Source organism: Prauserella alba, assembly GCF_024171735.1.
In the GTDB taxonomy this organism is placed as follows: domain Bacteria; phylum Actinomycetota; class Actinomycetes; order Mycobacteriales; family Pseudonocardiaceae; genus Prauserella; species Prauserella alba.
In genome coordinates, this window is record NZ_JAMTCH010000004.1 from 715,721 (window position 1) to 735,512 (window position 19,792).

18 protein-coding genes and 1 pseudogene are annotated in these 19,792 nt (G+C 69.9%); 9 read left to right on the top strand and 10 right to left on the bottom strand.

All coding sequences use genetic code 11. The features are described 5' to 3' along the window. Nucleotides 1-36 precede the first annotated feature (36 nt). Nucleotides 37-1,485 carry a GMP reductase gene (gene guaB1 / locus LY12_RS12175; protein ID WP_253856077.1) on the top strand — a complete coding sequence of 483 codons (1,449 nt, stop codon included), beginning with the start codon at nucleotides 37-39 and terminating at the stop codon, nucleotides 1,483-1,485. A 152-nt stretch (nucleotides 1,486-1,637) separates the two neighbouring features. On the opposite strand, the gene phoH2 is transcribed toward guaB1, so the two are convergent. Continuing rightward, nucleotides 1,638-3,032 carry an RNA 5'-3' helicase PhoH2 gene (gene phoH2 / locus LY12_RS12180; RefSeq protein WP_253856079.1) on the bottom strand — a complete coding sequence of 465 codons (1,395 nt, stop codon included), beginning with the start codon at nucleotides 3,030-3,032 and terminating at the stop codon, nucleotides 1,638-1,640. Nucleotides 3,033-3,601: 569 nt separating this feature from the next. Beyond that, nucleotides 3,602-4,381: an isoprenyl transferase gene (locus LY12_RS12185; protein WP_253856081.1), complete on the bottom strand. Its 780-nt coding sequence runs from the start codon at nucleotides 4,379-4,381 to the stop codon at nucleotides 3,602-3,604. Nucleotides 4,382-4,507: 126 nt separating this feature from the next. Here LY12_RS12185 and trhA point away from each other — a divergent pair, with 126 nt between their 5' ends. Further along, nucleotides 4,508-5,203, top strand: coding sequence for a PAQR family membrane homeostasis protein TrhA (trhA, locus tag LY12_RS12190; RefSeq protein WP_253857333.1), 696 nt, complete (start codon nucleotides 4,508-4,510; stop codon nucleotides 5,201-5,203). 16 nt (nucleotides 5,204-5,219) lie between these two features. Here trhA and LY12_RS12195 read toward each other — a convergent pair whose 3' ends face one another. Continuing rightward, a complete protein-coding gene (locus tag LY12_RS12195; RefSeq protein ID WP_253856083.1) occupies nucleotides 5,220-5,807 on the bottom strand; it encodes a TetR/AcrR family transcriptional regulator in 588 nt (195 codons plus the stop codon). A gap of 84 nt (nucleotides 5,808-5,891) precedes the next feature. Between LY12_RS12195 and LY12_RS12200 the strand changes: the two genes are divergently transcribed. Continuing rightward, nucleotides 5,892-6,344 (top strand): anthrone oxygenase family protein, encoded by a 453-nt coding sequence (locus LY12_RS12200; RefSeq protein WP_253856084.1) that lies wholly within the window; start codon nucleotides 5,892-5,894, stop codon nucleotides 6,342-6,344. A 139-nt stretch (nucleotides 6,345-6,483) separates the two neighbouring features. Then, nucleotides 6,484-6,964, top strand: a pseudogene (locus tag LY12_RS26255) (GNAT family N-acetyltransferase). 176 nt (nucleotides 6,965-7,140) lie between these two features. Here LY12_RS26255 and LY12_RS12210 read toward each other — a convergent pair. Together LY12_RS12210 and LY12_RS12215 are read right to left on the bottom strand one after the other, a co-directional pair. Further along, the gene (locus LY12_RS12210; RefSeq protein WP_253856086.1) at nucleotides 7,141-8,151 is read right to left on the bottom strand and encodes a 2Fe-2S iron-sulfur cluster-binding protein; all 1,011 of its coding nucleotides are present in this window, start codon (nucleotides 8,149-8,151) and stop codon (nucleotides 7,141-7,143) included. Between the two features lies 1 nt (nucleotide 8,152). Next, a complete protein-coding gene (locus tag LY12_RS12215; protein ID WP_253856089.1) occupies nucleotides 8,153-9,376 on the bottom strand; it encodes a cytochrome P450 in 1,224 nt (407 codons plus the stop codon). A gap of 202 nt (nucleotides 9,377-9,578) precedes the next feature. Here LY12_RS12215 and LY12_RS12220 point away from each other — a divergent pair, with 202 nt between their 5' ends. Together LY12_RS12220 and LY12_RS12225 are read left to right on the top strand one after the other, a co-directional pair. Then, on the top strand, nucleotides 9,579-10,517 hold the full coding sequence (locus LY12_RS12220; RefSeq protein ID WP_253856090.1) for an AraC family transcriptional regulator: 939 nt from the start codon (nucleotides 9,579-9,581) through the stop codon (nucleotides 10,515-10,517). Nucleotides 10,518-10,649: 132 nt separating this feature from the next. Further along, nucleotides 10,650-11,090 (top strand): NUDIX domain-containing protein, encoded by a 441-nt coding sequence (locus LY12_RS12225; protein ID WP_253856092.1) that lies wholly within the window; start codon nucleotides 10,650-10,652, stop codon nucleotides 11,088-11,090. Here LY12_RS12225 and LY12_RS12230 read toward each other — a convergent pair. Then, entirely contained in the window at nucleotides 11,087-11,548 is a 462-nt protein-coding gene (locus LY12_RS12230; protein ID WP_253856094.1) for a winged helix-turn-helix transcriptional regulator, read from the bottom strand. The two genes, LY12_RS12225 and LY12_RS12230, sit on opposite strands and share 4 nt — an antisense overlap. Nucleotides 11,549-11,630: 82 nt before the next feature. Between LY12_RS12230 and LY12_RS12235 the strand changes: the two genes are divergently transcribed. Then, nucleotides 11,631-12,836, top strand: coding sequence for an MFS transporter (locus LY12_RS12235; RefSeq protein WP_253856096.1), 1,206 nt, complete (start codon nucleotides 11,631-11,633; stop codon nucleotides 12,834-12,836). Here the strand turns inward: LY12_RS12235 and LY12_RS12240 are convergent. From LY12_RS12240 to LY12_RS12250, 3 genes are all read right to left on the bottom strand, one after another. Continuing rightward, entirely contained in the window at nucleotides 12,823-13,605 is a 783-nt protein-coding gene (locus LY12_RS12240) for a hypothetical protein (protein WP_253856099.1), read from the bottom strand. The two genes, LY12_RS12235 and LY12_RS12240, sit on opposite strands and share 14 nt — an antisense overlap. 51 nt (nucleotides 13,606-13,656) lie before the next feature. Next, nucleotides 13,657-15,543, bottom strand: coding sequence for an acyl-CoA dehydrogenase family protein (locus tag LY12_RS12245; protein WP_253856101.1), 1,887 nt, complete (start codon nucleotides 15,541-15,543; stop codon nucleotides 13,657-13,659). A 160-nt stretch (nucleotides 15,544-15,703) separates the two neighbouring features. Next, entirely contained in the window at nucleotides 15,704-17,731 is a 2,028-nt protein-coding gene (locus LY12_RS12250) for a thioredoxin domain-containing protein (RefSeq protein WP_253856103.1), read from the bottom strand. A 186-nt stretch (nucleotides 17,732-17,917) separates the two neighbouring features. On the opposite strand from LY12_RS12250, the gene LY12_RS12255 reads away from it, so the two are divergent. Further along, nucleotides 17,918-18,637, top strand: a complete 720-nt coding sequence (locus LY12_RS12255; RefSeq protein WP_253856106.1) for a GNAT family N-acetyltransferase — start codon at nucleotides 17,918-17,920, stop codon at nucleotides 18,635-18,637. Between the two features lie 183 nt (nucleotides 18,638-18,820). Further along, a complete protein-coding gene (locus tag LY12_RS12260) occupies nucleotides 18,821-19,450 on the top strand; it encodes a VOC family protein (RefSeq protein WP_253856108.1) in 630 nt (209 codons plus the stop codon). Nucleotides 19,451-19,469: 19 nt separating this feature from the next. Here LY12_RS12260 and LY12_RS12265 read toward each other — a convergent pair whose 3' ends face one another. Beyond that, complete coding sequence (locus tag LY12_RS12265) at nucleotides 19,470-19,769, bottom strand: hypothetical protein (RefSeq protein WP_308292106.1); 300 nt, start codon at nucleotides 19,767-19,769, stop codon at nucleotides 19,470-19,472. Nucleotides 19,770-19,792: the final 23 nt, after the last annotated feature.

Consider the following 19,792-nt stretch of genomic DNA (forward strand, 5'->3'; position numbering starts at 1 on the left):
CGCTTTCTGCCGCGCTGTCCAGTACGCTGGAGTCTCGTGCAGTTTCTCGATGGCCACGGGCCCGCTCACGATCTGACCTACGACGACGTGTTCCTCGCGCCGAACCGCTCGGCCGTGGAGTCCCGCTTCGACGTCGACCTCTCGACGGCGGACGGCACCGGCACGTCGATTCCGCTCGTCGTCGCCAACATGACGGCGGTCGCAGGCCGCCGTATGGCCGAGACCGTCGCGCGGCGCGGCGGCCTCGTCGTGCTGCCCCAGGACGTCGACCCGGCCGCCGTCGCCGACATCACGTCATGGGTGAAGAGCCGTCACGCCGTGTGGGACACCCCGCTCGTGCTCACCCCCGGTGACGCCGTCGCCGACGCGCTCAACCTCGTCGGCAAGCGCGCCCACGGGGCGGTCGCGATCGTCGATGCCGACGGCAAACCCGTCGGCATCGTCGACGAGCAGGCGTGCACCGGCGTCGACCGCTTCGCCCGCCTCGGCGAGATCATCGACGAGAACGTGCTGACGTGCCCGATGGACACCCCGCCGCGTGAGGTGTTCGAGCGCGTCCAGGAACACGGCGGGCGGCTCGCGCTGGGTGTCGACGACGACGGCAGGCTCGCGGGCGTACTCACCCAGGTCTCAGCGCTGCGGGCAGGCATCTACACGCCGGCGTCCGACGACGCGGGCCAGCTGCGGATCGCGGCGGCCATCGGCGTGAACGGCGACGTCCCCGCGAAGGCCGAGGCCCTGCTGAAGGCGGGTGTCGACGTGCTCGTCGTCGACACGGCGCACGGCCACCAGGAGAAGATGATCGCGGCGCTGAAGGCGGTCCGGTCGGTGCTGCCGGCCGGTTCGACCGTTCCGATCGTCGCGGGCAACGTCGTCACGGCCCGTGGTACCCGCGACCTCATCGATGCGGGCGCCGACGTCGTCAAGGTCGGTGTCGGCCCCGGCGCGATGTGCACCACGCGGATGGCGACCGGCGTCGGACGGCCACAGTTCTCCGCGGTGCGGGAATGCGCGGAGGCGGCACGGGAGCTGGGCAAGCACGTGTGGGCCGACGGCGGCGTGCGACACCCGCGTGACGTGGCGCTGGCGCTGGCGGCGGGCGCGTCGGCGGCCATGGTCGGCTCGTGGTTCGCAGGCACGTACGAATCCCCCGGCGACCTGCGGTACGACGAGCAGGGCAGGCCGTACAAGGAGTCGTTCGGCATGGCGTCGAAGCGCGCGGTGAGCGCGCGCACGCGGACCGACAACGGCTACGAGCGGGCCCGCAAGAGCCTGTTCGAAGAGGGCATCTCGTCGTCGCGGATGGCACTGGACCCGACGCGGCCCGGTGTCGAGGACCTCATCGACTCGGTCACGGCAGGCGTGCGGTCGGCGTGCACCTACGCGGGCGCGACGAGCCTCGAGGAGTTCCACGAACGCGCCGTCGTCGGTGTCCAGTCGGCGGCAGGCTTCGCCGAGGGCCGCCCCCTCCCCGGCGGCTGGTGACGCGAAGCGCCCCCAAGGGCATTTTGGTTGCGTTGAACGCGACCACTCTTCCCCTCGCGCCCCGCGGCCACGGCGATGGAAGCGAGGGGAAGAACAGTCGCACTGAGTGCAACCATGGTGCCCTTGGGGGCGTGAAAACGGGCGGGCGTGGGTCAGCCGTGGTATTCGAGCATCTCGGTGACCAGGGCCGCGATGGGCGAACGCTCCGAGCGCGTCATCGTGACGTGCGCGAACAGCGGGTGTCCCTTGAGCTTCTCGATCACCGCCGAGACGCCGTCGTGCCTGCCGACCCGCAGGTTGTCCCGCTGCGCGACGTCGTGGGTCAGCACCACCCGCGACGCCGCCCCGAGCCGTGACAACACCGTGAGCAGCACGTTCCGCTCCAGCGACTGCGCCTCGTCGACGATCACGAACGAGTCGTGCAGCGATCGGCCGCGGATGTGGGTCAACGGCAGCACCTCGAGCATGCCGCGGTCCAGCACCTCGTCCATGACCTCCTGGCTGACCAGTGCGCCGAGCGTGTCGAACACCGCCTGGGCCCAGGGCTGCATCTTGTCGTTCTCCGACCCGGGCAGGTAGCCCAGATCCTGGCCGCCGACCGCGTACACCGGCCGGAACACGACCACCTTGCGGTGCATCCCGCGTTCCAGCACCGCTTCGAGCCCTGCGCACAGCGCGAGCGCCGATTTGCCGGTACCGGCACGGCCGCCGAGCGACACGATCCCCACGTCCGGATCGAGCAGCAGGTCGAGGGCGATCCGCTGTTCGGCGGAACGGCCGTGCAGCCCGAATGCCTCCCGGTCGCCGCGCACGAGCTTGACCTGTTTGTCCTGCGTGACCCTGCCGAGTGCGCTGGACGTGCCCGCGAGCAGCCGGAGGCCGGTGTGGCAGGGCAGTTCGGCCGCGTCGGGCACGCCGAAGTCGGAGAGGTCGGCCGACCCCTTCGAGAACAGCTGGTCGAGGGCCTCCTGGGGCACGTCGAGGTCCGCCGTGCCCGTCCAGCCGGACGGTGTGACCTCCTCGGCCCGGTACTCGTCGGCGTCGAGGCCCACCGAACCGGCCTTGACCCGCAACGGGATGTCCTTGGTGATCAGGGTGACGCCACCGTCGCGCTCGTTGGACAGGTTGAGCGAACACGCGAGGATGCGGTGGTCGTTGGCCTCGGTGCGGAAGCCCGGCGGCAGCACCGTCGGGTCCGAGTGGTTCAGTTCGACGTGCAGGGTGCCACCGTGTTCACCGATCGGCACCGGTGCGTCGAGCCTGCCGTGTTTGCGGCGCAGGTCGTCGAGCAACCGGAGGGCCTCGCGTGCGAACCAGCCCAGTTCGGGGTGGTGCCGCTTACCTTCGAGCTCGTTGATCACGACGATCGGCAGGACCACCGGGTGTTCGGCGAACCTCGTCATCGCCCACGGGTCGGAAAGCAGTACCGAGGTGTCGAGCACGAAGGTCCGGGGCTGACCTGGGGATCCTGCGGCGTCGGGGTCGAAGCCCGAGGCGCCGGTGGTAGCGGGGCCGGAGGCATCTTGGGGCGAACGCTGCGCAGTCACGACGGCATCTCCCTCAGGGGCGTTGGCACCACGCCCGCACTCGCTGGGCCGGGCACTGCCCTGGCTGGTCGCTGATCCGACGCCGGAAGCGTCAGGTCACACGGCCACGAGGGCCCGGTGCCGGCCCCCTCGTGTGCTTGAACGGCTTCGCCGTCCGCTGTATCACTGCCACGACCAGGGCCTCCCGCGACGAACCACATCGGTTCGTGGTCCGTCACCCGCGAAACTACCGCCGAGCGTCAACAAATGCAGGCATCCAGCCAGGTGATTCACCGATTTGTCACGTCGATGCCGGACACGGGACACGCACGCCCCGCGACTCACCACCGAAAGTCACGAAACCCGGGCGCCCGAACGTCGTTCTCACCGGAAAAGACCAACGGTTTCCGGTCCGCTACAAAGCCGGAAGAGCAATAGGCTCTGCATATACCAGAAACCGTCTGCGACGGGCAAGATCGGCACCCCGAGACGGTGATCAACAAGCGGGTAGCATCCTCGTATCTGCAGGTCAATACCTTTACCGAGCAGTGTTCACACCCCGCGCGCCGCGCCGCGATGCCGCAGCCTGCTCAACCCCCGTACCGACGGTTCCGCACCGCGTAGTCGCGCAACGCCCGGAGAAAGTCGACTCGCCGAAAAGCCGGCCAGTAAGCCTCGGTAAACCAGAATTCGGAGTGCGCCGATTGCCACAGCAGAAAACCGGACAAGCGCTGTTCTCCGGACGTCCGAATGATGAGGTCGGGGTCCGGCTGCCCCGAAGTATACAAATGTTCGGAGATATGGTCGACATCCAGAATCTTGGCCAGCTCGCGGATGGACGTGCCCTCGTCGGCGTGCTGCCGCAGCAGCTTGCGCACGGCGTGGGCGATCTCCTGCCTGCCGCCGTAGCCGACGGCGACGTTGACGACCATGCCCTTGCGCCCGTCGGTGCGCTGCGCAGCGGCGGTCAGCCGGGTCGCGACGTCGGCGGGCAGCAGATCCTGCGCCCCGACGATCGAGAGCTGCCACGGGTTGCCCGGCGCGGCCAGCTCGTCGACGACGTCCGGGATGATCTGGAGCAGCGCCTGCACCTCTTCGTTCGCGCGATTGCGCACGTTGTCGGTCGAGAGCAGGAACAGCGTCACGACCTCGACGTTCGCCTCACCACACCAGCCGAGGAAGTCGGCGATCCGCTTGGCGCCGACCCGGTGCCCGCCGTTGACGTCGGTGAAGCCCGCCTCTCTGGCCCACCGGCGGTTGCCGTCGAGGATGATGCCGATGTGCTGGGGATGCTTCCCACCGGACTGCTGCTGCAACCGCCACGAGTACAGGCGGTACACGACCTTGGAGGCTAACGACCGAAGACTCACGTCCAGGCAGCGTACGCCTGCCCGCGGCGCGATGGTGCGGGCTCGCCCCGCACCCGGAACGTGATGTTCACACCGCACGGGTACACCGGACACCCGCGGCCCCCTAACCTGGGCCGGGTGAGCACTCTGAGCGACGGCCGTCCGCAGGAACGTTCCGGGGCAGAACAGCGTCCGGAGAAGTCCGTCGAGAACCGGCCACGGCTGCGCGGGCACCTGCACTTCTGGAGTTTCTTCGGTGCCGTGGCCGCGGGCGCCACTCTCATCGCTCTGGCCGCGTCGACGGTGTCGGGGCTGGCCGCGCTGGCGACGTCGATCTACGGTGCGACGGTCCTCGGCCTGTTCGGTGTCAGCGCGCTGTATCACCGGCACATCTGGAGCCCCCGCGGGTACCAGTGGATGAAGCGCGCGGACCACTCGATGATCTTCCTGTTCATCGCGGGCACCTACACCCCGTTCACGCTGCTCGCGATGTCCCAGCCCACGGGCTACATCGTGCTCACGGTCGTCTGGACGGGTGCGGTCGCGGGCGTGGCCCTGAAGATGCTGTGGCCGACGGCGCCGCGCTGGTTCGGGGTGCCGATCTACGTGGCGCTCGGCTGGGTCGCGGTGTTCGTGCTGCCCGAACTGGCCACCAACGGCGGCGTGGCCGCGCTGGTGCTGCTGCTCGTCGGCGGCGCGCTGTACACTCTCGGTTCGGTCTTCTACGCAACCCACTGGCCGAACTACTGGCCGAAGACCTTCGGGTATCACGAGTTCTTCCACCTCTGCACCGTGCTGGCCGCGATCTGCCACTACATCGCCATCTGGCTGTCGATGTACTGACGCTGGGGCCGGCCGGTCACCGGCAGAAGCGCGCGGCGAGTTCCGCGATGCGCTCGTCGCGATGATCCGTACGCAGCCGCCCGGCGCGTTCCAGCAGGCTGAGTCCGTGCAACGCGCCCCACAGCACCTCGGTCACGGTGCCGTCGCCGTCGTCTCCGATCGCATCGGCGAGCGCGGCGAATCCCTCGCGCAGTTCGGACTCCGCGTCCTGCTGCGCGAACCGCGCATCGAGGGGCGACTGGAACATCGCCTCGTAGAGCGCAGGGTGGGCGGCAGCGAAGTCGAGGTATGCGACGGCCACCGCTTCGACGGCCCGGCATCCGACGTTCTCGCCGACCGCGGCCCGGCACACCTGCGCCAGCTCGGTGAACCCTTCGAGCGCGACAGCGCGCATGATCTCGCTCTTGCCACCGGGAAAGTGCCCGTAGAGCACGGGCTGGGTGTAGCCGATCGAGACGGCCAGATGGCGGGTCGTCACGGCGGCCCAGCCTTCGGCGTCGGCTCTGGCGCGGGCGGCGTCCAGGATTCGCCTGCGTCGCTCCTCGGTGCGACGCCGCCGCGCCGAGCCCTCGGCCGTCGCCATGCCCTTGATGCCCTCGGCCATCGATCCTCCTTGCCGTCGGCGACAGCCCGCGCCTAGTCTAGCGGTGCTAGATATTCTAGCGTTGCTAACCCGAGGGATTCGCCCATGACTCCGATGCTTGCCGTCGTCACCGCGACCGTTGTCGGCCTGATGGTCGGGGTGGAGCTCGCCGTCGCACTCGTCGTCAACCCGATCCTGCGCAGACTGCCGGCCGGCCCCTCGCTCGAAGGTCGTGCCGACGGAGCACGCATGCTCGGCCGGGCCATGCCGATCTGGTACGCCGCCTCACTCGCGCTCACCACAACCCTGACGGTCGTGACCTGGGGAAGGGCTCCGGCGGGCCCGGCCACGATCGCGGCGATACTGCTGGTGATCAGCGTGATCCTGTCGATCGCGTTGCTCGTCCCGATCAACAACCGATCCGCGACCTGGACGGCCGACGACCATCCCTCCGACTGGCGCGAACAGCACCGGCACTGGGACCGTCTGCACCACGTCCGGGTCGCGATCATCGTCGTGAGCTTCATGCTCGTGCTGGTCGCCGCCACCGCGGTCTGATCGCTGCCCCGCGCGTCGCACCAACACCTGCACACGTTCGGCGACGCACGCTTACGTTGCACCGGTGACGAACCATCGAATCGATCTCGTCGGCGAGCGCGTCAGGATCCGTGAGTTCACGCGCGACGATCTGGACGACGTGCACCGCATCGTCGGCGACGAGCGTGTGACGTCCCATCTCGCGTTCGACGCCCGCACGCGGGGCGAAGCCTCGGCCCTACTGGACGGGATCCTGGAACGCGCACGACTCGAACCGCGGTCGGAGTACCACCTCGCGGTGTCGCCGAAGGGCGGCTCCGGCGAGGTCGTCGGCTTCGCGCGCCTCGGCTTTCACCGGTGTCGAGTCCGCGAAACTGGGCTACGCCATCGCGGCCGGTCATCAAGGCCGTGGATACGCCACCGACACCGTTCGCACCATGCTGGAACTGGCCTTCGGAGCGTTGCGGCGGCACCGGGTGTCGGCCGCCGTCGGGCCCGACAACGAGGCGAGCCACGCCGTCGTCCGGCGAGTCGGCTTCACCCGCGAGGGACTGCTGCGTGATCACGTCTTCACCAACGGCGCCTGGCGGGACTCCGTGCTCTACTCGATACTCGCCGGCGAGTGGACCCGCGAGACGTGAAGCCTCGCGAGCGGAGCAGCCGCGCACCCTGACCCGGTACCCGATGACGCATCCCCGCGATCGGCGCCGCGGCTCCTCGGCACCGATCGCGGGAGCGTGATCACTCCCGCGCGCTCTCGCCGGTCGGGTGTGCCCGCGGGCTGCGCGACCCCGCCGGCACACCCGGCCGCGGCTCCTCAGGCATCCGCCGGGGTGAACTTCTCCCGGTGGATGTTCCTGGGCGCCATCCGCCTGCGCTTGAACGCCTTGACCCCGGCCTCGACCATCGCGGGCGGGCCGCACAGCCAGCCCGTCCACCCGCGTGCGGTGGAGACGTCCTCGACGAAGGCGTCGGTCGGGAATCCCTCGCGGTAGCCGTCGGCGGGCTCGTGCGAGAGCACCGGGACGAACCGAAAGTTCGGGTACTGCCCTGCCAGTTCGGTGAGCCGGTCGCCGTCGTAGAGCTCGTCCTCACCACGAACGCCGTGGTACAGCACGACTTCCCGCTCCGGATGCCTGCGCAGCGCCGTCCGCACGATGCCGACCAACGGCGCCAGTCCCGTACCGCCGCCGATGAGGACCATCGGCCCGCCGTCGTCCTCGGATTCCGGCGGCAGGTGGAAATCGCCCAACGGTCCGGAGATGTCCACCTCGTCGCCCGCGGCGAGACCGTCGAACAGCCAGCCGTGGGTGGCCACCCCGCCGGGCACGAGCTTGACGTGCAGTTCGAGCTCCTTGTCCTCGTCGGCCGTGTTGGCCAGGGAGTACTGCCTGCGCTCACCCGAGCCCGGTACGACCAGCTCGACGTACTGGCCCGCGTCGAACGTCAACGGCTCGTTCAACCCGAGCAGGATTCGGCGGGTGTCGCGGGCGATGTCGGAGATCTCCCGCACCGTGGCCACCATGTCCCGCAACGGGTTCGCCGTCCGCGCCGCACTCGTGCCCTGCGGCCGCAACTCGACGTCGCCGCGCGGCCGCGCCTGACAGGCCAGCGCCATCCCCGCGCAGCGTTCCTCGTCGGACAGTGTCTCCACCGGCGACGAGCCGTGGTCGACCTCGCCGGAGACGACGTGCAGTTTGCACGTGCCGCACGTGCCCTGGTTGCACGAGTTCGGCATCCACACGCCCGCCCGCAGGCACGCGTCCAGCAGCGCCTGGTCCTGGTCGCATTCGACGCTGCGCCCGCCGACGGTGACCGCGAACGTCATGTCAGACCTCCCAGGTCGCGTGCAGGCTGGTGGGTCCGCGGAAACCCCAGCCCCAGAACTCGACACCTTCGCGGGTGTCGCGCTCCAGGTTGGGGATCGCCTCGAACAGTTCCTCCAGCGCGATCCGCATGGTGTGGTTGGCGAAGTAGATACCGGCGCACGCGTGGTTGCCCGCGCCGAACGCGAGGTGCGGAAGCGGCGGGCGGTGCAGGTCGTAGGTGGTCGGCGCCTCGTAGCGGCCCGTGTCGTGGTTGGCCGAGCCGTACGACATCATCACCGCCGTGCCCTCCGGCAGGTCGACACCGGCCACCGTCACGGGCTTGGTCGAGATCCGCGCCGTGGCCGACCAGATCGGCGACGTCCAGCGCACGCCCTCGGCGATCGCACGCGGGACCAGCGTCGGGTCGTCGACGACCTCCTCGAGCTGCTCCGGCCTGCTGAACAGCCCGACGAGCGTCGACGCCATGCCGTGACCCGGTTCCTGCATCGCGCCGAGCAGGTACACGTAGATCGTCGGGTAGATGTACTCGCGGTCGCGCGTCTGCCCCGGCGGCATGCCGTCGTGCAGCCAGTGCGAGATGGCGCTGTCGTCGGGCTGCTCGATCCACTCGTCGATCAGCGGGTCGACGATCGACCGGATCTCGGCCTTGGCCTCGTCACCCTCGACGAAGCCCTCCGGGTTGGCGAACTCGCCGTCGGAGGTCATCGCCGCGTTGGTGAACGAACGGTTCAGCTTGGCGAACCATTCGCGCAGCTTGTCCGACTCGACGTCCTGCAGTCCGAGCAGATCGCCGAGGGAACGCACGCTGACCGGCTCGCAGAACTGGGCGACCAGCTCGGCCTGCCCGTCGTTCTCGAACTGCTCCAGGTAGCGACGCGCGATGGGCCGCACGAGGTCGTCGATCCAACGGTCGACCTCCGCGGGCTGCAGCGCGGGCTCGATCATCGTGCGCAGGTCGGCGTGCACGTCACCGTTGACGCCGATGACCGCGGGGTGTCCGAAGGTGCGGCCACCTGCAGGGGTGATGACCGCCTCGAAGTCGGGGCTCGTCGCGATCTCGCGGCAGACCTCCTCGGTCGAGGCCACGTACGAACCCAGCACGGGCACGTACGCCAGCGGCGCCTCGGCACGCAACCGTTCGTAGGTGGCGTACGGATTGCGTTCCAGATCGGCCATCGTGACCTCGTCGAGCCAGGACAGATCGGGCCGTTCGGTGGTCGTCATCGGGGCGTCTCCTCCCACGTCGTTGTCCGGGATGAGCACGGAAGGTAGGACCGGCTCCACCCCCGCGACGACACACTTCGCGCGCTCACGACACCGATCGCGCGAGCAGTACGAGTTTTCGTCGCGACGGAGTGACCCGTGGGGCCCGAACGGCGCGCACATTCCTGGTCGGTGATCTGTGCCTCGGGTACGGTCTGTGGCTATGCGCGCACGACGTGGTCGCGCACCGCACGACTGGGACCAGGCGTCCCGGGAGGTGGCGGACGCGTATTTTCCCCACGAGCTCCGGCCGCTGGGTGGTGGCCGCGAGCCGCGGTTGACGCTGCGCACGCTCGACCTCGGCCCGGTGCTCGTCGGACATGTCGGCTGGGGTGCGGACGTCGGGATCGAATGCGACTACCCCGGCGCCTACGAGGTGAACCTGCCACTCACGGGCCATCTGGAGAGCAGGGGCGCCCGCGGCCCGGTGTCGTCGGTTCCCGGCCAGGGAACGGTCTTCCGGGCGGACACGCCGTCCCTGATCAGCCACTGGGACGCCACGTGCACCGTGCTGGGTGTCAAGTTCGACAGCGCCTGGCTCGACCGGGAGTCGGAACGGATCATCGGCACCGACCGGTCCGGACTGCGCGCCGGACTCCCCGACCAGCTGCGGCTCGACGCGGGCCCCGCATACGCCTGGCGACAGCTCGTGGGCAGCCTCGCCGCGAATCTGCAGAACCCCGAGCTGTTCTCCGACGTCGGGCCAGTGGCCGAGCAGCTCGCCGGTGCGGTCGCCGCGGGATTCCTGCTCGCGAGCTGCCCCGATTCGGGCGAGGGCGCACCTGCCCGGCCACGCTCGATCCGCAGGCTGCTCGACGAACTGCACGACGATCCCGGCCGGGCCTGGACCGCCGGTGAGATGGCCGCCGTCGCGGGCACGACCGTGCGCAGGCTGCAGGAGGGGTTCCGCCGGTGGGTCGGGACCACACCCACCGAGTACCTGACGGACGTGCGCCTGCGGCGCGCGCACGCCGAGCTGGTCGGCCCGGCCGCACCGACGGTCAGCGACGTCGCGGCGCACTGGGGTTTTTCCAGCGCCAGTCGCTTCGCCGCGGCCTACCGCAAGCGATACGGCAGGCCGCCGTCACAGGCGCGAGACTGACGTTCGACGTCCTCCCCGCTCTGACGGCATGGGGCTCCTACGGGCCGTGCGGCGGTAGGCTGCGGTCCGGACCTGTCCGTACGTTCGAGGAGAACCGATGCCCCGCGCCGATTCCGTCACCGGGCTGCGCTGATGGCGAGCGGCAACGGAACCGTCGGGGTCGGCGTCGTCGTGCGGGACGGCGACGGCCGGACACTGCTCGGACTGCGGGACAAGGCAGGCGAACCGACCGTCTGGTGCCTGCCCGGCGGCGCGGTCGACCCGGGAGAAAGCTTCGAACGGGCCGCCGCGCGCGAACTCGCCGAGGAAACCGGACTCGTCGCCGAGACCGTGGAGGTCGCGCACCTCGTGCTGTCCCCCGAACCCGGCGTCACGGCGACCGCCGTGGCCGTGGCCCGGGATGTCCGCGGCGAACCACGGGTCCTCGAACCGCAGGTGTTCCGCAGCTGGCAGTGGTTTCGCGACGACGAACTGCCGGACGCGCTCTTCCCCGCGACCCGACTGGCCCTCGACGCCTTGGCCACGGGAGCCGCACCGGAGGCGGCCGCGTCCTACCGCCTCGAACGCACCTAGTCGTCGTGGGGCGGCACGACCGTGGTCGTATCGGTGGTCACGGTGGAGCCGTGACTGTCGGTGGGGCGTAGCTCGGCCAGCGGGAGCCCGTCGTCGTCCACGAGGACGGAGTGGACCTCGCCCGGGGCGAACGCATGTCGCTCGCCCCACTGGCGCATCGCCACGACGACCGCGAAGAGGTCGCGGCCGGCCTCGGTGAGCACGTAGACCTGTCGGCGGCCCGACGGTGCCGGCTGCCGATCGAGGATGCCGCGCTCGACCAGGCGCCGGAGGCGGTCGCTCAGGATGTTACGTGCGATTCCGGTGCGGTGCTGAAAGTCGCCGAACGACCGCGCGCCGTCCATCGCGTCGCGCACGATCAGCAGGCTCCATCGATCTCCGACGAGATCGAGGGTGCGCGCGACCGGGCACGGCGCGTCCGTCCAGTCCATGCCGTCGAAACGGGCGGCGTGCGTCATGACCCCTCCCATGAGTTGCGATTTGAAACCATTCTGCCGCACTCTGCAATCAGTTGCATTTTGCTACCAATCAGGAGGGCTCGTGGTTCTCACGTTCGGCCGGAGGATGTTGCTCGCCGCGATCTGCTCGGTAGCCGTTGCGACGATCTATGTCGCGCAGCCCGTACTCGTCCAGGTGGGTCACGACCTCGGAGTGCCGCAAGCCCGCTTGGGCTGGATGGTGGCGACGGGACAGATCGGCTACCTGGCAGGTCTGGTATTCCTCGTACCGCTGGGAGACATGCTCGACCGGCGCCATCTCATCGCCGGTCACCTGACCCTCGCCGCGGTCGGCACGATGGCCGCGGCGACCGCCAGCCAGCTCTGGTTCCTCCTCGCCGGACTCGCCGTCGCCGGCCTGTTCGCCGTCGTGGTCCAGACCACCGTCGCCTTTGCGGCCGACCTCGCAACGGCGGCCGACCGGGGCCGGACGATCGGAGTCGTCACATCCGGCGTCGTCATCGGCATTCTCGGATCCCGCTTACTGGCGGGCGGCCTCGCCGAGCTCTGGGGATGGCGCAGCATCTACGTGGCACTCGCCGTGCTCCTCATCGTGCTCACCGTTCTCGTCCTGAAGCTGCTCCCCGCGGAGCATCGCGGCGTACGCGCGACGTACGGCGAGGTACTCGGCTCGCTCGCGGGCCTTTTCCGCAAGCGCCTGTTCGTCTCACGCGGGCTGATCACGTTCTTCCTGTTCGCCTCGTTCGGCGCACTCTGGAGCGGGCTCGCGCTGCCGCTCGCAGCCGAGCCATGGCAGCTGACCACGGCGCAGATCGGCCTCTTCGGAATCGCCGGCCTCGCAGGCGCCCTGGGAGCAGCACGGGCGGGACGATGGGCCGACGCCGGTCGTGCGAACGCCGTCACGGGCAGCGCCCTCGCTCTCCTGGCCGTGTCGTGGTTGGCATCCGGGCAAGCGACCTGGTCGCTCTGGCTGGTCGTCCTGGGTGTCGTCCTGCTCGACCTCGCGGTCCAAGCGGTGCACGTCAGCAACCAGCACGTGCTCACCGAGGCGTACCCGCACCGGACAAGCAGCGCCATCGGCGGCTACATGCTGTTCTATTCGCTCGGCTCCGCTCTCGGAGCAACCGCCACCACCACGCTGTACTCCGCCGCGGGGTGGACGGGATCCGCCGTTCTCGGCGGAACGTTCGCCCTCTGCGGACTCCTCGTCTGGACCGCCGGACAGGCGCGCAACCACACGGGCACGAGAAGACGCCCTCGTGTGAGGCCTGCCGCTAGTCCGCGATGATCGGGGCGGCCAGGAACTGCTCGGGCTCGACAGCGAACCGGGATGCGTTAGAATCAAGGTGCAACTCGGTTGCGACGAACTGCCAGGCGTTCGAGGACGTGACTGGAAGTAGGGGCCCGGACCCCCGCGGGATAGCGGGACCGGGCCCTTGCGCATGCCAGCCAGGGGCGCCGCGTTCCTGGAGGCGCTGCACGTCGATGACCTGACCGTCGTTCAACACCTCCCCGGGCTCGGGGTCACCGCCCTTCTCCGCGACAGTGAAAGCACTGACGATGACATCGGCGACCCACAGGACCGGATCCGTGCTCTTGCGCGCGAAGTCGATGGTCAACCGGCCGGAAAGGTGTCTACGCGACCGGGCGATATCGATCGTCTTCCTGTCGTTCTTGTCAGCCTGACTACGTGATTCCATGACGAGCCGACTCACGTGCTCGACGCGCTGCAATCTGGCTGCGGCTGCGGTCAACAAACGTGACCTGCAGTCCTCGAGTTTCTGCGCGGCACCGATCTGCGTCACGACGATCGTTCCGAGTAGCTCCAGCCCGGCGACCTGTTTGGCAAGTGCCACGCGGCGCGCGCGGTTCTCATCAGCGAAATGCACCGCTCGCAGACCGTCACGATAGGCCAGAGCTTGAAGTTCACCCCGTATTACGCCACGTTGCACCACATCGGTCACCACGTTGGCCAAGGCATACAGAAACCGGCCGCTGGGCAACTGCGGAAATGACTCGTCAACATGCGCCCACACCTGTCTGTCGGCCGCGTCCATGACTCTTCTTATCAGGAACGGCCGACAGCCTGGACGTGAGGAGCCCCGTGGCTAGTCCGCGATGATCGGCGCGGCCAGGAACTGCTCCGGGATCGCGAACGCGTCGACGAGTTCACGGGCCCGTGGGCGCAATTCGCCGCACAACTCGTTCACGGCGGCGACGACGGCCTTCGCACGCTGGGCCGTGAACCGCCCGTGCTCGAGGAACCACGCGCGATCGGCCTCGATGTTGGCCAGCGCATAGAGGTCGCACACCCGCTCGAGAAGCGCCTTGGTGCCGGGGTCGGTGCACCGGTCGATCGCGCCGACGAACGCCTCCAGCACGATCCGGTCGACATGCACCCGGCCGGCGCGCAGCACGTGGTCCTGCGCACTGTTGAACACCTCGAACCCGTTGTCACGGCCCGCTTTCCGCAGTCGTTTCACGAGGCTGTCGAGCACGTGTTCCTCGCGGTCCTCGAACGCGGCGATCTGCCACGCGCGGTCGAACAGCGAGTCCTCGTCGTCCCGGCGCGGGCTCGCATCCATGATCCGTTCGATCACCTTGCGCGCCGACGTCCGCTCGATCACGGTGTCCACGACCTGCTCGGCCACGAACCGCGCGGTCTCAAGTGGACTGAGGTCCTGCACCTCCTGCTCGTAGCTCGTCAGCAGCCCCTTCGCCACGAGCTGCAACAGCACCGTGTTGTCGCCCTCGAACGTGGTGAACACGTCGGTGTCGGCCTTGAGCTGCGGCAGGATGTTCTCTGCCAGGTAGCCCGCACCGCCGCACGCCTCCCGCGCCGCCTGGATCGTCGACGTCGCATGCCACGTCGCGACCGCCTTCACACCCGCGGCGTGCGATTCGAGCTCACGGCGGGCGCGCTCGTCGGGTTCCTCGGTGCGCTGCAGCTCGTCGAGCGTGGTGACGAGTTCCTCCTGCGCGAAATGCAGGGCGTACGTCGTCGCCAGCGCGGGCAGCAGTTTCCGCTGGTGGCCGAGGTAGTCGAGCACGACCACCTCGTCGTCGGTGCCGGGACGTTCGAACTGGGTGCGCCGATCGCCGTACCGCACCGCGATCGTCAGCGCCCGTTTCGTCGCACTGCCCGCGCTGCCCGCGACACTCACCCTGCCGCGCACGAGCGTGCCGAGCATCGTGAAGAATCGCCTGCCGTCGCTCTCGATCGGGCTGGCGTAGGTGCCGTCCGGGGCGACGTCGCCGTAGCGGTTCAGCAGCGCCGTCCGCGGCACGCGCACCCCGTCGAACGTGAGCCGGCCGTTGTCGACCCCGTTGAGCCCGGCCTTGTGCCCGCAGTCCTCGATCGTCACGCCCGGCATCGCGACACCCGCGTCGTCACGGATCGGCACCAGGAACGCATGCACCCCACGACTCTCACCACCGGTGACGAGCTGGGCGAACACCGCCGCCATCCGCCCGTCGCGCGCGGCGTTGCCGATGTACTCCTTGCGCGCCGAGGCGTCCGGCGTGTGGATCACGAACTCCTCGGCGGCCGGGTCGTACGTGGCGGTGGTGCGCAGGTTCTGCACGTCCGAGCCGTGGCCGTACTCCGTCATCGCGAAGCACCCCGGCAGCTCCAGGTCCATGATCGACCGCAGGTACTTCTCGTGGTGCTCTCGCGTGCCCAGCAGTTCCACCGCGCCGCCGAACAGTCCCCACTGCACGCCTGCCTTGACCATCAGCGACAGGTCGCCGAACCCGAGCATCTCGAACGCGACGATCGTCCCGCCGATGTCGCCCTTGCCGCCGTAGGCGACGGGGAACCCGAGGTGCGGCCTGCCGGTCGCAGCGAGCTCGTGCAGCTGGTCGAGCACCTGCGCGCGGTGCTCCTCACGGCCCAGGCCGTACGCGTCGGGCTGGGCCGTGCCCGCCACCTGCGCACGCACGTCACGGCGGATACCCGCCCACCGGCCGTCGAGGACGTCAGTCAGGGAGTTCATGCCGTCAGCGTGCCGGACGAGCCGGACGAACGCACTGTGACATGCACGGGTCCGGTCCGCTTTCACCCCACCGCGGGCACCACAGTGGACACTCGGCTCCGGCGGCACCGAACCCGGCACCCGCGCGACCGGTCTGCGGGCCGACGCCGGGCAGACCGGGTCAGCGGGCGAGCGCGCGCACCAGGTCGTCCCGATCGGTCACCGGGCGGTCGCACACGTACCCGCGGCACACGTAGGCGGCGGGTTCACCGTCGACCAGCGGCCGGTCGGCCAGCAACGGCACCCTGCCCGCGTCGAGTTCGCCGCCGGCCTCGGGTTCGCCGGCCACGACGACCGCGCCGCCGGGCACGCGTTCCGACGCCGTCGCCAGCAGCTCCGAACGCGAGGATTCCGTCTCCCCGACGACGGCGACCTGCACCGGCCCGGCCAGCAGCGATTCCGCCACGGCGGCCCAGTTGCCCGCGAACCGCGGCACCTGCATCACCAGCGCACCCGCACGCGCGACGGCCTGTTCACAGATCGACCGGTACCGGCTGGCCCTGTCCGGGCCGGCCAGCACCGACGCCGTCAACAGCGCGCTCGCCAACGCCGATGCGCCCGACGGGCTCGCGTTGTCCGTCGGGTCCGCCGGCCTGCTGAACAGCTCCTCCGCATCGTCGGCCGTGTCGTGGAACGCCCCTGGCGCCTCGGCGGCGAACCGGTCGACCGCTTCGTCGAGCAGCCGCAGCGCCGCGGACAACCACATGGCCTCGCCGGTCGCCTGGTGCAGCGCGAGCAGGCCGTCCGCGGTGCACGCGTAGTCCTCCAGCACGCCGGCGGCGTCGCCGACCTCGCCGTCCCGGGAACTGCGCCGCAGCCGCCCTTCGACCTCGTGGACGTCGAGCACCAGCCGTGCCGCCTCGCTCGCGGCCTCGACCCACTCCGGCCGGCCGAGCGCGACGCCCGCCTCGGCCAGTGCCGCGATCGTCAAGCCGTTCCACCCGGCGATCACCTTGTCGTCCCGCGCAGGTTGCGGTCGCCGGTTCCGCGCCGCCAGCAACGTCTCCCGCACGCGCTGCCAGCGTTCGGTGTCGTCGGGGTCGGCAGGCAACTGAAGGGTCGACGTGCCGTGCTCGAACGTGCCCTCCTCCGTGACGGCGAACGTCTCCGCCGCCCAGGCACCGTCGTCGTCACCGAGGGCCTCCACGAGCTGCTGCGGCGTCCACACGTACGTCAGCCCTTCGACACCGTCGGTGTCGGCGTCGAGCGAGGCGGCGAACCCGCCCTGTTCGGTGCGCAGGTCCCGCACCAGGAACTCGGCCGTCTCGGTGGCGATGCGACGTGCGCCCGAATGGCCCGTACGGCGTGCCATGTGCGTATAGGCGCGCAGCAGCAGCGCGTTGTCGTACAGCATCTTCTCGAAGTGCGGTACGACCCACCTGCCGTCGACCGAGTACCGCGAGAACCCGCCTGCCAGCTGGTCGTAGAGGCCGCCGCGGGCCATCCCCTCCGCCGTCAGTTCCACAATGGACAACGCGGCGGGGTTGGCGGTGCGCTCGTAGTGCCGGATCAGGAATTCCAGCACCATCGACGGCGGGAACTTCGGCGCTCCGCCGAAGCCTCCGTAGCCCGGGTCGGTCTCCTGCCGCAGCTTTCCGACGGCGCCGGTGAGCGCGTCGTCGTCGAGCGTCTGCTGCCGCAACGGGCCCGACTGCTCGACGACGTGGTCGACGACCTTGCCCGCGCCCTCCACGAGCTCGTCCCGCCGCTCGGACCACGCCTTCGCGACCGCGTCGAGCACTTGGTGGAAGGCGGGCATACCGTGCACCGGCCGGGGCGGGAAGTACGTGCCGCAGTGGAACGGCTTGCCGTCCGGCGTGAGGAAACACGTCATCGGCCAGCCGCCCTGACCGGTCATCGCCTGGGTGGCCGACATGTAGACGGCGTCGAGGTCCGGCCGTTCCTCGCGGTCGACCTTGATGTTCACGAAATGCTCGTTCATCACCGCGGCGATGTCGTCGTCCTCGAACGACTCGTGCGCCATGACGTGACACCAGTGGCAGGCCGCGTAGCCGATCGACAGCAGGATCGGCACGTCGCGTTCGGCCGCCTCGGCCAGGGCCTCCGGGCACCACGGCCACCAGTCGACCGGGTTGTCGGCGTGCTGGAGCAGGTACGGGCTCGTCGAGTTCGCAAGGCGATTGGCCATACCGAGAGTCTCCCCTGCCACCCCGCGCCATGCACGCGTGCCCGGCCCGTGGACGCCAGGTCCGCACCACGGTCGTCACGCCGAGCCGGCGCCGCGCACCGCGGAACCGGCGGCCGACCCCTACGGTGGTAGCAGATCCGGCGCAGTCCATGGTCAACATCGGCGTGCCCGCCTAGCCTGAGCGCCATGTCGAGTACGAAATCCGAGGATCAAGCCTTGCTCCGACAGTCGGTGGCCGGTCTGGGTGAAGCCCTCGCGGCGCTCGGCCGCTACGGCGCGGACGCCACCGAAGTCCGGCGATCAGATGCGCTCGGGGCCGTCGTGCCCTGGGCCGACAACCACCATTGGATCGACGCCGCTGCTGTCCCGGTCGGAACAGCAGCCCCGCCCACCGGCGAGCACCTCCCCCACTGCCTCTGGACAAGCTCCGGCCCGCCGCCGGGCCGTCGCGAGGAGCCCGACGTGGCGATGCCGGCCATGGCCCTGGACCTGACGGTGACCGGGACCGAGGCCGACCGGAACGAGGCCGGCGCCGTGGGCACCGCCGAGCTGGGCGAGATCGGCGCACTCAACGATCTGGCCTACCAGCAGCAGGCCTTGGGACCGTTGCTGGCCGCAATCCCGCCCGGTGCGGGACACGGCCACGGCATCCGCGACCACTCCGGTCGGCTCGTCAGCGCCGCAGTCGCCCTCGACGTCGGTTCCGACACCTCGGTGCAGTGGGTGGTCACACATCCCGATCACCGGCGCCGGGGGTTGAGCGCGCAACTGTTGCAGGTACTCCTCGCCCAAGCGCGAGAGCGCGGCCAACGGACGGCCACGCTGCAGTCCAGCCCGGCAGGGTTCTCGCTGTACCAACGGCTCGGCTTCCGCACCGTCGGCACCCTGCGCGCCTACGTGACCTGATCATCTTCCGGCTGCCACGACCGGCCACCAGGATCTGTCGACCGGGCGATCGGTCATGGACACGCTTGCCGACGGCATCGACGAGCCCGCGACCCTGCACGGCCGTGGCCGCGGCGCCGCCCGCGCCCCCACGACGCGACGTTCCGGTTGCACCCGACCAATCGGGCGGTCAGGATCCTCGGTATGCGCCCGGCCGGCGAATTCTGCTGGATGGACATCAAAACGCCCGACCTCGACGCGACGGAGCGGGAACTGGACTCCGCGCTGGGCTGGGAGTGCGTCGTCGACCCGGACGACCACCGCGACCCCGCCACCGTACGGAAAGCCCGGTTCGAGGGCCACTGGATGGCCGGGCTGTGCAGCCTCCGCAGCGGAGCATATCCGCCGGGCACGGAACCCCACGTGAGCTACTACGTCGCCGTCGACGACGCCGCTCGGGTGCACGACGCCGCCGTGACCGCCGGGGGCACCTCGGTCGCCCCGCCGTCGCCGATCGCGGGCCTCGGCGTGCTCGCCACCGTCGTCGACCCGTTCGGCGCGGCCGTCTCGCTGTGGCAACCCGGCACGTTCGCGGGATGGACACATCCGGTCACGCCGGGCACCCCACGGCGCCTGGTGCACACGTCGACGACCCCCACCAGTGCGGGCCGCTTCTACCGCGACGGGCTCGGCCTGGCCCTGAGCGACGCCGTGTTCCGCACTCGGACCGGCGAACCGCCGGGATGGACGGCCCTCATCCAGATCGCCGACCGGCCCGCCACGACGCTCGCGCCCGTACGACTGCCGTCCGGCCACGTCTTCCTGTTCGCCTGACGACAGCCCGTTGCGGGCGTCAGGACTCGTCGGGCTTCGCCTTGTCCCCGGAAGCGGCGGTCACGGCCGAGGCCGTGCCTGCGTCGCCGTCGTCGCGGCTGTCCTCGGCGCCGTCCCCGGCACCCTCGTCCGTGTCATCGCCGGATTCGCCGAAGCTCGCCGGTACCCGCTTCAGGTGCTTTGTCATCGACCGCACCAGGAAGACCACCGCGACGAGGAACACCAGCATCAACAGCAGACCGACCGGGGAGGACTTGCCGAAGTCCTGTCCCTGCCCACCGGTGTCCTGCTGCTGGGCCAGCACCTCCGTCGCAGTCATCGCCGGTCCGGCCATCGCCGCAG